Source organism: Streptomyces sp. NPDC001407 (genome assembly GCF_042895325.1).
Lineage (GTDB): Bacteria > Actinomycetota > Actinomycetes > Streptomycetales > Streptomycetaceae > Streptomyces.
Genome location: NZ_JBIAWF010000004.1, coordinates 201,835 through 215,128 on the forward strand (window position 1 = coordinate 201,835; position 13,294 = coordinate 215,128).

A 13,294-nucleotide genomic window follows, 5' to 3' on the forward strand; every position below is an offset into this window, starting at 1 on the left:
TCGGCCCCTCCCCACCGGCAGGAAACACGGAGGCAAGCTGTGAGCATCCCCAGGGCCCTCCCTCACGACCCCTCGTCCGTACGGCCGCGCCAAAGGGTCACCGTCCACCTGGCCGTCTTCGCCGCACGCCTGCTGGCACTGCTGCCCCCTCGCCGCATCCGGACGGCACTCACCTGGCTCCGCCGGGGTGCGCGCCCCGCCACGTACCGCGAGGCAGGAGAGGCACGACAGGCGGTCGTCGCCACCAGCCTGGCGGCCGCAGGCGCCCGCAGTTGCGTGGTCCGCTCACTGGCCGTCGTCCTGCTGTGCCGCGGCCGCGGCCACTGGGCCACCTGGTGCGTCGGCCCCCGCGCGCTTCCGCCCTTCTCGGCCCACGCCTGGGTCGAGGCACAAGGGAAACCGGTCGGAGAGCCCTACCCTCCCGGGTACTTCCTCCACCTCGTCACCGTCGGGCCCGGGGACACCGCATGACGGCACACCGTGAAGCCATCACCAAGGCGGCGGAGCGCGGGCGATGAGCGCCCGCAGGATGCTGGCCCTGACACGGGAACACCGCGGCTCGATCGCCCTCTCGGCCGGACTGTCCCTCGCCGGATCGGCCCTCGTCCTGGCACAGCCGCTGGTGGTCCGGCAAGTGATCGACGGGGCCCACGCGCACGCCGTGCAATGGACGACGGTCGGGGGCCTGGCCGGCCTGTTCGCCGGACAGGCACTCCTCCGGACGGCAACCGGCTACACCCTCGGCCGCACCGGCGAAGCCGTCGTCTTCGGTATCCGCGCAGCCCTGATCGGGCACCTGCTGCGCCTCCCCGTCCCCGTCTACCGGCGACACCGCGTCGGCGACCTCATCTCCCGCGCCGGGGCCGACACCTCCGCCCTCCACACCGCGGTCGTCGCGGGTTGCTCCGACGCCGTCACTGGAAGCCTCGGCCTGGCCGGCACGGTGGTGCTGATGGCCTGGCTGGACGCGTCCCTCTTCCTGGTGGTCATGTGCGTGACCGCGGTCAGCGCGGCAGTGGTGCTGCCCGTGCTGCCCCGGCTGCGCAAGGCATCGGGGGAGGGGCAGCGCGCACTCGGCGCGATGGCCTCCGACCTCGAGCGCGCGCTGAGCGCCATCCGTACCGTACGGGCGAGCCGGGCCGAATCGCGGGAGACCGACCGCATCGTCGGGCAGGCACGGCTGGCCCGCGAGGCGGGCCTGCGCATGATCAGGCTCCAGGCGGTGGTGGTTCCGGTCAGTGAACTCGCAGTCCAGGCAGCACTCCTGGCCACCGTGATCGTCGGCGGCATACGAGTCGCCGACGGCACGGCGTCGGTCGCCGAACTCGTGGCCTTCCTGCTCTACTTGAGCTACCTGACCGTGCCCGTCGTCGCGCTGCTCAACGCCGCCACGACGCTGCAGCAAGCGGCAGGTGCCACGGCCCGGCTCGCCGAAGTCCTCGGACTGCCCACCGAGACCTCACCGAACGCGCCGGTTCCCCTTGCCGCGACCTCCGCCGGGCGGCGGCCGCCACAACCGTCCATGGCGGGCACGACGCCCAAGACAGGTGTAACGCCCAAGACGGGTGCAACGCCCAAGACAGGTACAACGGCCATGGCAGGCACAACGGCCCCCACGGCTAGCCCCGCCCTCGAATTCCACGACGTCTGGTTCGGCCACGACCCGCAACGGCCCGTGCTGCGCGGCGCGTCGTTCCATCTCCCCCGCCAGGGCCCGTCCGTCCTCCTGGGCCACTCGGGCGCCGGCAAGTCCACCGTCGTCGACCTCATCGAACGCTTCCACGACCCCGACCGGGGCCGGATCCTCCTCCACGGCACCGACATCCGCCACGTACCGCTGGCGGAGCACCGCTCCCGCATCGGCCTGGTGGAACAGGAGTGCCCGATCCTCTACGGCACCCTCAGGGACAACCTCTCCTATGCGGCACCCGGGACGGATGACGAGCACCTTCTCCGCGTCCTGGAGGAAACCGGCCTCGGCGCGTTCGTCCGCGGCCTGCCCAAGGGGCTGGACACCCCGATCGGCGAGCACGGCTGCACGCTGTCCGGCGGCGAGCGCCAACGCATCGCCATAGCCCGCGCCCTCCTGTCCCGGCCCTCCCTCATCCTGCTGGACGAACCGACCGCGCACCTCGACGCCACCGGTGAGGCGGCACTCCTGCACACCGTCCATCGGATCTCCCGGCACTGCGCCCTCCTGGTGATCGCCCATCGGCGCTCCACGGTTCAGGGCATCGGACGACGACTCGTCCTCAGGGACGGAACAGTCGCGACGCACTCGGGAGGACCTTGACAGCTGGGGACTGAAGGCCAACGCCCTTGTTCGACGGGAAGGTGACGAGACATGGAACACTCGGCAGACTCTGATCCGGTGCGGCTGGCCGAGACTGCGCCGACGGTACTGATGTAGCCGATGACCCTGTGCAATCTGGACTGCCGCTACTGCTATCTGCCGGAGAGGGCCCTGGCAAAACGCATGCGGCTGGAGGTGGCCGACGCGGTCCACGACACCGTCCGCCAGTGGTCACGCCGGCATCCGGTCGCCGTCGTATGGCACGGCGGCGAACCACTGGCCACCGGGCTCTCCCACTTCCACGCGCTGCTGGAGCGGTTCGGGCCCGGTGAGGACCATCCCGTCGTCCACGCCGTACAGACCAACGCCACACTCATCGATCAGGCGTGGTGCGAACTCTTCGCCTCCCGGCCCGTGTACGTGAGCGTCAGCATCGACGGCCCCGGCCCGGCCAATGCCGCCCGCGTGGACCACACCGGCCGGGCGAGCACGGACAAGGCCTTGCGCGGTATCGAGCGGCTGCGGAACCACGGGCTGCGCTTCAGCCTCATCTCCGTGGTGACGGATCCGAGCCCGCAGGCCGCGGCCGACCTGTATGGATTCGCCTGCGAACTGGGCTGTGACCTGCTCGGTGTCAACCTTGCCGAACGCAAGGGCGTGAACGGGGCCGCCGGGCACGAGCCGGGCCCCGCGGTGATCGCGTTCTGGCAGGAACTGGCCGCCCGCTGGCAGGCCGACCCCCGCATCCGCGTCCGCGAGCTCGAAGACGCCTACAGCTACGTCCGCGCCGAACTGACCGGCACCGCAGCTCGGCGCGCCGCCCTGCCGATCCCTCTCCTGCCCATGGTCACCTTCGACGGTGAGGTCGTCCCCGTCAGCCCGGACCTCGCCGGGTTCTCCTCCCCGCGCCACGGGCCCTTCACGGTCGGCAACGTCCTCCACACACCACTGGCCGGGCTCATGGCCGGAGCCGGCGGCGTCCCATGGGTCGCCGAGACGCTCGACGGCATCGCCAACTGCCGTGCCGTGTGCGAGTACTTCGCCTACTGCCGTGGCGGCCAGGCATCCAACAAATACTTCGAGACCGGATGCCTCGATGCCACCGAGACCGCATATTGCCGCACCAGCAGGATCAACCTCATGGAAGGGATTCTTCGTCATGCAGAACACGCCCACTCCTGAGCCGCCCGTCTACCGCCCCGCCCCGCTCACCGAGCGGATCGAAACGCACCGCGAGGCCCTGACCGTCCCCGCCGAGCAGGTCCGCGAGCGCGTGGGAATCGCCACCCTGGACATCTTCTGCCACTTCCTGGGTATCTGCTGATCGACATGTGAGCAGACGGGCCGGATGCCCGGCTGCAGCACCGAAGCCGGCAGCGGGCGCGCCTCGCCGCTGCCGGCTCCCGCGCGATGACCGCGCGGTCACGGCCGCGCGACGCATCACGCCATCGCGCTGAGAGGAAGTCCTCGCCGCTTCAGTGCGGCCGATCGCACTTGCCGAGATCGGTCTCCGCCGGCGGCTTTCCCTCCGGGGTCATGTAGGTGGCCCACAGCACCAGGGGATCGGACTCCTCGTTGCGCCCCTCGTGTTCGTCCCGAACCTTAGTAACTCTCAGTAAATAGAGAGCTTCCAGGAGGGGCATGCAGGATTGGCTCGGTCCCGTAGCCGAGTGGCGGGGGTCAGGCAGTCAGTCGGCGATGAGCACGCCCCCAGCGGCTGACCTGGCGGTGCGATGCTGACGAATCGCTGACCAGGCGACCGTCATAGTGCCTCTGACCTGCGCAGACGCTCAGCAGTGCTGAGTTGTGCACCATCTTGACGAAGTGTCCGGCGGCGTCGGGGCCGATGTGGGTGCAACAGGGGCTGCCGTCGGGGGCCTTGGCGGCGATGGACTCCAGGAGCGGGCCGAGGGCTTTGTAGGATTCGGTGGATCCGCCGGGCATGATGGAGGGGCCGTTGAGGGCGCCTTCCTCGCCGCCGCTGATGCCGGTGCCGACGAAGTGGATGCCCTTGGCGCGGAGCGCCTTTTCGCGGCGGAGGGTGTCGGTGAAGTGGGCGTTGCCGCCGTCGATGATCATGTCGCCCTCGTCGAGGAGGGGCGCGAACTCGTCGATGACGGCGTCGGTGGGGTCGCCGGCCTTGACCATGATGATCAGACGGCGGGGCTTCTCCAGTGCGGCGACGAACTCTTCGGCGGTCTCGGCGGGGACGAAGGTGCCTTCGTGGCCGTGCTCGTCGATCAGGGCTCTGGTCTTGGCGTAGGTGCGGTTGTGGACGGCGACGGTGTGGCCGTGGCGGGCGAAGTTGCGGGCGAGGTTGCTGCCCATGACGGCGAGTCCGGTGACGCCGATCTGCGCGGTGGCGTTGGGGGAGGGGGTGCTGGGCATTGCGGTGGTCCACTCCTGTCGCTGTGCGTCGAAGGCTGGTGCGAGCGTCAACACCACGGGATTCGAAGATCTTCCCGCGGGCAGCCGGGCATCGCCCGGCCATCGTGACACGCGGCACTCGAGGGTGGCTGGGCGCGCGCTGGAGACGGCCTTGGTCTGTCAGATTCTTTCGCGCGTGACGGCCTCAGCGCTTGTGGTCGGATTGTGTGATTCAAACAAGAGGTGAGGGCTGGTGTGCGACCGTGTGTATTGGGCTTCGGTGCCAGGTGGGACGTCCGAAGGTGCGGTACGGCGGCTGTGCGATCTTGGCGCTTACGGGCGGTCCGTGGCGGGTTCCGACGGGTCGGATGCTGACTTAGCTGACGCTCTGTCAGGTGAACAGGGCGAGCTCTTTGTGGGTGTCGAGGTGCCAGCGGGGGTGGTGCCCCGACGGACGGCGTGCAGTCGGCGGCCGACGATCTTGAGTGCCCTCATCGCACGATCACCGGATCGGCCGACGTGACCGTGAACCGCGAGGCGGGGACGAAGCCATTGGGGAGAGGGAACCGGGGCTCCCCGAGAGCGCGCCAGCACAGACGGCTGCCGGTGAAGGCTTCGCGGGCGTGGAGCCAGCGTTCGTTGTCGAGCAGGTAGCCCTGGCCGGCGCCCAGCGGCAGGCGGACCTGATAGGTGCTGAGCGCGCTTCGGAGACAGGGCAGGTAGCTCCGCACGATGGGGCTGAAGCGGGCGAGGCCGTCGAGCCTGAGCCGCACGGACACCCGGCCATCGGAATGTTCGGTGAACACCTGCGCCGGGTGGCCGTCCCCGCCGCCGAAGAACGCCGTGCGCTCCTTGCTCAGTGCGACGATGGCCTCGCGGCGGCGTGCCGCGATGTCCGCGTAGACCGCTCGGCCGTCGGTGAGCAGGCAGTCGCCGCCGTAGCAGGCCTCCCTCCCGCCTGGTGTGGGACGACGCGGGGCTGCTGGCGAAGTCCGCCGAGGCCGTACCGGAGTTCGCGGTCGCCCCGCTCCGCGACGAGTACCCCCAGGTCGCGGTCCGCACCGTGGCGATGTGCCTCGGGGCCGGCCAGGCCCTGACCGAGGCGAGCAGGAAGGCCGACGTCGTCGTCCTCGCCACCCACCGCCGTGACCACCGGGTCGGCCTCCAACTGGGGCCGGTCACCCACGCGATGCTGCACCACGCGCACTGCCCGGTGGTCCTCGTCCCGACCGACTGACATACGCCCACGAGGGAGACCGATCATGAAGCACCGGCAGATCCGCCAGGTCATGAGCCGCGAGGTCGTCACGGTGACCCCTGACACCCCGCTCAAGAGGATCGCGGAGCTGTTCGCGCGGAACGACATCAGCGGAGTTCCCGTCGTCGGCACCAAGGGCACGGTGCTGGGCGTGGTCTCGGAGTCCGACCTGGTGTTCCGGCAGACGGAGGAGAGCGGGCGACGGCGGCCGTGGCACAGGCGGTCGCCCATGGGCCCGCGCGGCCCCCATGGCAGGGCGGGGGCTCGTACGGCCGGGCAGCTGATGACCTCGCCCGCAGTGGCCATCGGGCCGGAGAGCACCGTCGCCGACGCCGCCCGGACCATGGCCGGACACCGTGTCGAGCGGTTGCCCGTCGTCGATGAGGAGCGCCGGCTGATGGGCATCGTGACCCGCAGCGACCTGCTGAGCGTGTTCCGGCGCCCGGACGCTGACCTCCGTGCCGAGGTCGTCGTCAACACTCTGTGGCTCGACCCGCACATGGTCGACGTGGTGGTACGGGACGGTGTCGTGACCCTGTCGGGCACGCTCGAGCGGCGCAGCGAGGCTGCCATCGCCCTTCGCCTCGCGGGCAGCGTCGACGGTGTCGTGGGTGTGGTCGACGAACTCGACTACCGGGAGGACGACTCCCGCACACAGCCGACGGAACAGGCCCTGCACGGAGTTGCCGGGGACTGGCTGCGCAAACTCTGAGCACTCCGCGAACCGAACAAGGCCATGACGCCACGGACGTCGGCCCGGCCATGCACGGGGCCGCTGTCCGGACCTGTCCACCCGGCACGGCGCTTTCGACGCCGTGCGCTGGTGGTCCTGATGCCCACCGCCCTCGCCGCGGCGACCGGTGACGATCCCACCCGTGCCTTGTGCTCCCCCACAGGACGGTGGGACCGACCGGCCGCCGCGGCCCTGCTCGACCAGGAGGTACCCGTCCGGCTCCTGCGGGCTTCCCAGGAGGACGACCTGGGAGGGTACCCCGAAGGCGGCAGCGTCATCCCCGCCCACGCCGAGCCGGCCACTGCCCGTGCCCTCTCGGACGCCCAGTCCACGGCCGGACGCGGCGTCGGAGCCGGTCGCGGGCATCGTCCACGCCCCTGCGTTCGGCCAGCTCACCCCTTTCGGCCCCGGCGGTACCGCGACCGAACTCCTCGCCGACCACTTGCTGTCCCGTACCCGTGCTCCGCCTGCCCGAGCGCTGAACAGGCCCTCAGTCCTGCTGGCGCCCCGACACCCCGGGCTCCTTCACCGCCCACTCCGCTTCCCACTGGGCGTATCGCCTGCGGTCCGTGAGCAGGGCGAAGCCCTGCCAGATTCCCCGGAGCACCGGCCGTGCCCCGGACCAGGTGAGCATCGACGACGTGTGTGCCGGTGGCCGTGTCCACGGCCCGCATCTGTGCGTGGTAGGGGAGTCGGCCTCCCGGTGCCTTTGGCTGGATCCCGTGGATCTACCGCTATGGCTGATGGCGACGAAGAAGAGTGACAGGGAGGGACTTCCGGGAGCAGGTATCCACTCGTCAACGTATTACACATAAGCGCACTGATGCGCTGTTCGGGTGAAATGCGTGCATGACCCCTGTTCGTGGTTGACGGGATGCGCTGTGGTGAGCTCATTCCCTGCATGGACAGGGGACTCCACAGAGAGGGAGTGGCTGTCGTGAACCTCAAGTCCCGGGCGAAAACCCATGGGTTCATCGCCGCAACAGCGCTCAGCGCGGCCGTGCTGGCACTCGGAACGCTGCCCGCCGCCGCGGACGGTAACAGCGCCCGAGAGCAGGCGAAGGCAAAGGTCGCCTCACCTTTCAGTCTGGTGACCAGCATCTCCGGCCGCTGTATGGAAGACCCCGGATATGTCCTCACCAACGGAACCCAGATCGCTCTCTGGGACTGCAACGGTGGTGCGAACCAGAAATGGAGCAGTACGGGATCGGGCACTGTGACCATCCAGAACAAGTGTCTGGACGTCGCGAACGGCGCTACCGGAGCCAAGACTCCCGGCACGAGGATCATCCTCTGGGACTGCAACGGGTCGCCCACCCAGAACTGGACCCTCAACACCGGCGCGACGGGCCCCATCAGGAACGTCTCCTCCGGTCTGTGCGTCGACACGGCCATGGGGACCGGTGGCGGTGGCGTTCCGCTCGTGGTGTGGAACTGTGTGAACAGTCCCAGTCAGGCATGGACACCCAAGTGAGGTCCGTGGTCCTGCATCACGGGTGACCTGGTGAACGAGGGCTGCGAAGGCACCGGTCATCGGAAAGGCCTGGTACCGCGCCTTCGCAGCCACGTAGCGCGGCGTCCGGGACGGTTCCGGGATGCGTCCGGCTGACTACAGCAACACCATGATCAGCAAGTCCATGGGTGCACCCCGGGCCACCCCATTGGTGCGAGGTGCCGCTCAGGCCGGGAAGCGACCCGGACCCGTGCCGGCCAGGCCGTTATTGCGCACAGCGAAGATGCGGGACGGCTTCTCGGGCTCTGAGCAGATTCGCGGCGATGCCGTGGGTCCAGTGACGGATTTGTTTGAAGTCCCGCCAGTCGCCGTCCAGTCCGCGTTCGGCCGCCGCCCGGGCGAACCGCCCGCGCGGCCGCGGGGAGAGCCGGCCGCCGAAGGTGGTGTGGCCGCGGGCCCCGACGCGCGCCATGGTGCGGAGCACACCGGGCACGGGCGGAATCTCCTGCTCGGAAGCGGTGTTGTCGAGACTGTGGGGTCCGCCGAGCGCTGGGAAGCGGTTCAGACGGGGAAGGCGCCCGCGTCGATGACCTCGGCATCGCGGTCGCACCACGTCGTCGAAGTGCCGTCCGAGCGTGCGCGGTTCCCGAAGGCGATGTAGGTGTGGCCGTCGGGCTGATGGCAGATGGTGTACCCGATGAAGGAACTGCCGTAGCACGTGATCGACGCGCCATGACCGTGGGCGCCTCGTTCGTAGTGCCACGCCTGGCAGGAGAAGTCAGGGGTGATGCTCGACGCGGAAGCCGGTGTCACGACGCCGAGCATGCCCCCGCCCGCGATGGCGATGGACGCTCCGACTGCCGCGACACGGTTGCGGATTCTCATGTGCCCTCCTGTCGATGTCGCCTTTGATTCCGGGTGCGTGTGCTGTCCAGGAGCTCGATCGCCGGGGTTGTTCGGGGTTCCGCCGTGGTCATCGTCCAGCGGCCTCGTCAGGAACCGTTCCACGTCCAGTCGGCGACCTCCGGAAGGTCCGTGCCGTGTTCCCGGATCCAGGAGTGGTGGCGGGTGCGTGCGTCCTCCATGGCCTGCCGCACCGCCGCGGCGCGCCCGGCCAGGCCCGGGACGCGGTCGATGACGTCCATGACGAGGCGGTAGCGGTCGAGGTCGTTGCGGACGATCATGTCGAAGGGCGTGGTGGTGGTGCCGATCTCCTTGTAGCCGCGCACGTGCAGGTGGGCGTGGCCGGTGCGGCGGTAGCTGAGGCGGTGGATGAGCCAGGGATAGCCGTGGTAGGCGAAGACCACCGGCTTGTCCGGGGTGAACAGGGCGTCGTATTCGGCGTCGGTCATGCCGTGCGGGTGTTCCTCCGCGGGCAGCAGCCTGGCCAGGTCGACGACGTTGACGACGCGCACGCTCAGGTCGGGGAGGTGGTGGCGGACGAGCTGGGCGGCGGCGAGCACCTCCTGGGTGGGGACGTCCCCGGCGCAGGCGAGGACGACGTCGGGCTCCCGGGTGCCGTCCTCGGTACCGGCCCACTGCCAGATGCCGGCGCCACGGGCGCAGTGGGCCCTGGCCTGCTCCAGGCCGAGCCAGTCGAAGGAGGGCTGTTTGCCGGCGACGACGACGTTGACGTAGTCGCGGCTGCGCAGCACGTGGTCGACGACGGACAGCAGGGTGTTGGTGTCCGGCGGGAGATAGACCCGCACGGCTTCGGGGCTCTTGTTGAGGATGTGGTCGATGAAGCCGGGGTCCTGGTGGGAGAAGCCGTTGTGGTCCTGGCGCCATACGTGCGAGGTGAGCAGGTAGTTGAGGGAGGCGACGGGGCGGCGCCAGAGGAGGCGGCGGGTGACGCGCAGCCACTTGATGTGCTGGTTGACCATGGAGTCGACGATGTGCACGAAGGCTTCGTAGCAGGAGAACAGCCCGTGCCGGCCGGTGAGGAGATAGCCCTCCAGCCAGCCCTGGCAGGTGTGTTCGGACAGGATCTCCATGACGCGGCCGTGCCGTTCGAGGTGTTCGTCGGTGGTCAGGGTCGTGGCCTGCCACGCCTTGCCGCTCGCGCGGAAGACGGCCTGGAGCCGGTTGGAGGCGGTCTCGTCGGGGCCCACGAGACGGAAGTCGCGGCGTTCACCGGTGGCTTCCATGACGTCCTCGAGCAGCTCGCCCAGGACGCGGGTGGGCTCGTGCAGGGTGGAGCCGGGCTTGTCGACCGGCACCGCGAAGCGCTCCAGCGGCGGGAGGGGCAGGTCGCGCAGCAGCAGGCCGCCGTTGGCGTGCGGCGTCGCACCGAGCCTGCGGGTGCCCTCGGGGACGCAGGCGAGCACCTGGGGCAGGGGCCGGCCGCGCTCGTCGAAGAGCTCCTCCGGGCGGTACGAGCGCAGCCACGCCTCCAACTGCCGCAGGTGCTCCGGGTCGTCGCGGACCGCGGCCAGCGGCACCTGGTGCGCGCGCCAGGTGCCCTCGACCGGGAGGCCGTCGACCTCCGCGGGGCCGGTCCAGCCCTTGGGCGTGCGGAGCACGATCATCGGCCAGCGGGGGCGCTCGGTGACGCCCTCCTCCCGGGCGGTGCGCTGGAGCAGCGCGATCCGGTCGAGTGCGGTGTCCATGGCATGTGCCATGGCGCGGTGGACGGCCGCCGGGTCGTCGCCGGTCACGTGGAGGGGCTCGTGGCCGTAGCCGCGCAGCAGCTCGTCCAGCTCGGGTCCGGGGATGCGGGCGAGTACGGCCGGGTTGGCGATCTTGTAGCCGTTCAGGTGCAGGATGGGCAGCACCGCGCCGTCGTGGACCGGGTCGAGGAACTTGTTGGAGTGCCAGGAGGCCGCCAGTGGCCCGGTCTCGGCCTCGCCGTCACCGATGACACACGCGACGACGAGGCCCGGGTTGTCGAACGCGGCCCCGTAGGCGTGGGAAAGGGAGTAGCCGAGCTCGCCGCCCTCGTGGATCGAGCCGGGGGTCTCGGGGGCGACGTGGCTGGGCACGCCGCCGGGGAAGGAGAACTGCCGGAACAGCCGGGCCATGCCCGCCGCGTCCCGGCCGACATCGGGGTACGTCTCGGAGTACGTCCCCTCCAGCCAGGAGTTCGCCAGCACGGCCGGCCCGCCGTGACCGGGTCCCCAGACACACAGCGCGTCCAGGCCGCGGGCCCGGATGACCCGGTTGAGGTGGGTGTGGACGAGGTTCAGCCCCGGCGAGGTGCCCCAGTGCCCGAGCAGCCGGGGTTTGACGTGCTCGGGCCGCAGGGGCTCCGTCAGGAGCGGGTTGCCCATCAGATATATCTGCCCGACGGCCAGATAGTTCGCGGCACGCCAGTGGGCGTCCAGGGTCCGCAGCTCCTCTTCGGTGGGACCGGTCGGTGCCGGGATCGGGATGTCCCGCATGGCTGCCTCCGCAAGGTCGGGCGGTTCGGGTCCGTGGCCGCCTCTCAGCGTGGCCCTCAGGGGCAGCGGGTCACCAGGGCCGGTCGGAGGCTGTCCGGGACCGTCCGGCCCCTTCCTGGGGGTGCGGTCCCGCGGCGTAGCGCTGGGGGCTCATGGGGGCCCGCGATTGACCTGACCGAAAGTGGGCTGCCTGACCGGCCCCGCCCGGTGTCGGCCCGGCAGCCTTCACCAGGCGACCAGATCCATGGAACTTCGACCGAGCCAGTCCGTGAACGACACGGGCCGACCGCCCAGGTTCAGAGGAAGGATCCGGTCGCACGTGGCCCGGCCGTCGAACCACAGTGAGCCCCGGTGCGGACCTGTGACAACGAGGAGGGTCGAGAAGTCACAGCCGTTGTCCTGGATGAATACAGCGCCGGACGTCTTGCGCTCCTGGAACACCTCGTACTCTGCGTCCCATTGCTGCCATGCCGCCTGGTAGGCGTCGTGGTCCGGGAAGTTCTCTTCCAGCGGCTCGCGTGCGTCCAGCTCGTCTTCGTCAGCACGGTAGGAGTCGGGATGCGGGAAGGCAGTGGCAAGGAGGTCGTAGTTGGTGCTCGAATCCCCGTGCCAGCCCCAGCCTGCCGCGGATCGGCACAGGCGGTTCACCGTGCCGTCGGCGCTCTGCCCGAGCAAGTGCTCCCGGTACTGTCCCGGGAACGCGATGCCCAGCTCCGCCTCCGCTTCCCGGATCTCAGCTTCGGACAACGGCGGCGCCGGGCAGGCGTCCTGCCTCGAGGGAAGACAGCTGAGCTCATCAAGGCGCCGCCCCCGGGCCGTGCGCCGGGCCTCCGCGATCCAATCGGTCGTCATACGGGTGAGGGTAGACGCGACCGGTCCACCGGGACGCGGCCGTGACATGGAGGCGCCCCGCCAGGTTCGTGAGGTGTGAAGTCAAGCAGTGGCGACGCTCGTCCACCTGCGGGAGGTGATGGCCAGGTCGCGGGCCGGTTCGCCCAAGGTTCAACCGCGTGCCACGACCGACGATGGGGGAGAGCCGCTTCGCTTCCGGCCGACCGTTCCGGGCAGACGCAATTTCTTCGCATTAGGCTGTCCCCATGAGTGCCCGAGCGACCACACGCCCCGGCGGGCGCAGCGCCCGCGTCCAGCAGTCCGTGCATCAGGCGGTCCGTGACCTTGAGGCGGAGGTGGGGCGGGAAGCGCTGACCGTGCCGCTGATCGCGGCCCGTGCGGGGGTCACGCCGTCCACTGTCTACCGCCGCTGGGGGGACCTGCGGGAGCTGCTGTCCGACGTGGCCGTCGAGCGGCTGCGTCCGGATGCCCCGCCGGCCGACCACGGCGGCCTGCGGGCGGACCTGGAGGCGTGGACCGTGCAGTTCGCCGAGGAGATGTCCTCGACGGCGGGTCGTACGTACATCCGCGACGCCCTGCTGGGCGACCCCGGGCAGGGCAACGCGGCGCGCTGCTCCGACTATGCCGCCGAGCAGTTGAAGGCCATCGGCGTACGTGCGGCCGGGCGCGGGGAGGCCGTGCCGGACCTGGAGACGCTGCTGGACGTCGTGGTCGCCCCGCTGATGTACCGGATCCTGTTCCGTCCCTCGGAGCTGTCCCCGGCGTACGCCGGCCGCTTGGTGGCGGCGGCGCTCGGTCGCGCCGGGTCCCCGCCGGGCGCCTAAAAGCTAAGGGATTGCGTTTTTGGGTGGCGCCAGCCTAGAGTGCTTAACGCAAAGCATTCGCCTTAAAGGCTCCCGTGCCGGCCGCGCACGACCTGACCGGGGCCTGCCCTTTCCCCCAGCACGCCACCCCGCCC

13 protein-coding genes and 2 pseudogenes are annotated in these 13,294 nt (G+C 70.2%); 8 read left to right on the forward strand and 7 right to left on the reverse strand.

What is annotated here, in order from left to right:
* Positions 1-39: 39 nt before the first annotated feature.
* From ACFY1P_RS08415 to ACFY1P_RS08430, 4 genes are all read left to right on the forward strand, one after another.
* Positions 40-471: a lasso peptide biosynthesis B2 protein gene (locus ACFY1P_RS08415; RefSeq protein WP_390750157.1), complete on the forward strand. Its 432-nt coding sequence runs from the start codon at positions 40-42 to the stop codon at positions 469-471.
* A 43-nt stretch (positions 472-514) separates the two neighbouring features.
* Positions 515-2,293 (forward strand): ABC transporter ATP-binding protein, encoded by a 1,779-nt coding sequence (locus ACFY1P_RS08420; RefSeq protein WP_390750158.1) that lies wholly within the window; start codon positions 515-517, stop codon positions 2,291-2,293.
* A gap of 120 nt (positions 2,294-2,413) precedes the next feature.
* On the forward strand, positions 2,414-3,475 hold the full coding sequence (gene amcB / locus ACFY1P_RS08425; RefSeq protein WP_390750159.1) for a cyclophane-forming radical SAM peptide maturase AmcB: 1,062 nt from the start codon (positions 2,414-2,416) through the stop codon (positions 3,473-3,475).
* Positions 3,453-3,617 carry a hypothetical protein gene (locus tag ACFY1P_RS08430; protein ID WP_390750160.1) on the forward strand — a complete coding sequence of 55 codons (165 nt, stop codon included), beginning with the start codon at positions 3,453-3,455 and terminating at the stop codon, positions 3,615-3,617. Before amcB ends, ACFY1P_RS08430 begins: the two co-directional genes overlap by 23 nt.
* Positions 3,618-4,096: 479 nt before the next feature.
* On the opposite strand, the pseudogene ACFY1P_RS08435 reads toward ACFY1P_RS08430, so the two are convergent.
* Together ACFY1P_RS08435 and ACFY1P_RS08440 are read right to left on the reverse strand one after the other, a co-directional pair.
* Positions 4,097-4,681: pseudogene (locus ACFY1P_RS08435) on the reverse strand (NAD(P)-binding domain-containing protein); the annotation flags it as partial.
* Between the two features lie 470 nt (positions 4,682-5,151).
* Positions 5,152-5,595, reverse strand: a pseudogene (locus ACFY1P_RS08440) (TauD/TfdA family dioxygenase); the annotation flags it as partial.
* Positions 5,596-5,621: 26 nt separating this feature from the next.
* Between ACFY1P_RS08440 and ACFY1P_RS08445 the strand changes: the two are divergent.
* Positions 5,622-5,897, forward strand: coding sequence for a universal stress protein (locus ACFY1P_RS08445; RefSeq protein ID WP_390750161.1), 276 nt, complete (start codon positions 5,622-5,624; stop codon positions 5,895-5,897).
* Positions 5,898-5,922: 25 nt separating this feature from the next.
* On the forward strand, positions 5,923-6,630 hold the full coding sequence (locus ACFY1P_RS08450) for a CBS domain-containing protein (RefSeq protein WP_390750162.1): 708 nt from the start codon (positions 5,923-5,925) through the stop codon (positions 6,628-6,630).
* Between the two features lie 511 nt (positions 6,631-7,141).
* Here ACFY1P_RS08450 and ACFY1P_RS08455 read toward each other — a convergent pair.
* A complete protein-coding gene (locus tag ACFY1P_RS08455) occupies positions 7,142-7,285 on the reverse strand; it encodes a hypothetical protein (protein WP_361521056.1) in 144 nt (47 codons plus the stop codon).
* Positions 7,286-7,588: 303 nt separating this feature from the next.
* On the opposite strand from ACFY1P_RS08455, the gene ACFY1P_RS08460 reads away from it, so the two are divergent.
* Entirely contained in the window at positions 7,589-8,125 is a 537-nt protein-coding gene (locus ACFY1P_RS08460; protein ID WP_361521059.1) for an RICIN domain-containing protein, read from the forward strand.
* Positions 8,126-8,369: 244 nt separating this feature from the next.
* Here ACFY1P_RS08460 and ACFY1P_RS08465 read toward each other — a convergent pair whose 3' ends face one another.
* From ACFY1P_RS08465 to ACFY1P_RS08480, 4 genes are all read right to left on the reverse strand, one after another.
* Positions 8,370-8,597 carry a hypothetical protein gene (locus ACFY1P_RS08465; protein WP_361521061.1) on the reverse strand — a complete coding sequence of 76 codons (228 nt, stop codon included), beginning with the start codon at positions 8,595-8,597 and terminating at the stop codon, positions 8,370-8,372.
* A 68-nt stretch (positions 8,598-8,665) separates the two neighbouring features.
* Positions 8,666-8,989 (reverse strand): hypothetical protein, encoded by a 324-nt coding sequence (locus tag ACFY1P_RS08470; protein ID WP_361521064.1) that lies wholly within the window; start codon positions 8,987-8,989, stop codon positions 8,666-8,668.
* Between the two features lie 107 nt (positions 8,990-9,096).
* A complete protein-coding gene (locus ACFY1P_RS08475) occupies positions 9,097-11,484 on the reverse strand; it encodes a phosphoketolase (protein WP_390750163.1) in 2,388 nt (795 codons plus the stop codon).
* A 225-nt stretch (positions 11,485-11,709) separates the two neighbouring features.
* Positions 11,710-12,336, reverse strand: coding sequence for an SMI1/KNR4 family protein (locus ACFY1P_RS08480; RefSeq protein ID WP_390750164.1), 627 nt, complete (start codon positions 12,334-12,336; stop codon positions 11,710-11,712).
* 245 nt (positions 12,337-12,581) lie between these two features.
* Between ACFY1P_RS08480 and ACFY1P_RS08485 the strand changes: the two genes are divergently transcribed.
* The gene (locus tag ACFY1P_RS08485) at positions 12,582-13,160 is read left to right on the forward strand and encodes a TetR/AcrR family transcriptional regulator (RefSeq protein ID WP_361521071.1); all 579 of its coding nucleotides are present in this window, start codon (positions 12,582-12,584) and stop codon (positions 13,158-13,160) included.
* The last annotated feature ends 134 nt before the right edge of the window (positions 13,161-13,294 follow it).

Coding starts and splice junctions, on each gene's coding strand:
- ACFY1P_RS08455 (WP_361521056.1), bottom strand. CDS start 7,285: ATGCTCACCTGGTCCGGGGCACGGCCGGTGCTCCGGGGAATCTGGCAG.
- ACFY1P_RS08450 (WP_390750162.1), top strand. CDS start 5,923: ATGAAGCACCGGCAGATCCGCCAGGTCATGAGCCGCGAGGTCGTCACG.
- ACFY1P_RS08475 (WP_390750163.1), bottom strand. CDS start 11,484: ATGCGGGACATCCCGATCCCGGCACCGACCGGTCCCACCGAAGAGGAG.
- ACFY1P_RS08420 (WP_390750158.1), top strand. CDS start 515: ATGAGCGCCCGCAGGATGCTGGCCCTGACACGGGAACACCGCGGCTCG.
- ACFY1P_RS08485 (WP_361521071.1), top strand. CDS start 12,582: ATGAGTGCCCGAGCGACCACACGCCCCGGCGGGCGCAGCGCCCGCGTC.
- amcB (WP_390750159.1), top strand. CDS start 2,414: ATGACCCTGTGCAATCTGGACTGCCGCTACTGCTATCTGCCGGAGAGG.
- ACFY1P_RS08470 (WP_361521064.1), bottom strand. CDS start 8,989: ATGAGAATCCGCAACCGTGTCGCGGCAGTCGGAGCGTCCATCGCCATC.
- ACFY1P_RS08480 (WP_390750164.1), bottom strand. CDS start 12,336: ATGACGACCGATTGGATCGCGGAGGCCCGGCGCACGGCCCGGGGGCGG.
- ACFY1P_RS08430 (WP_390750160.1), top strand. CDS start 3,453: ATGCAGAACACGCCCACTCCTGAGCCGCCCGTCTACCGCCCCGCCCCG.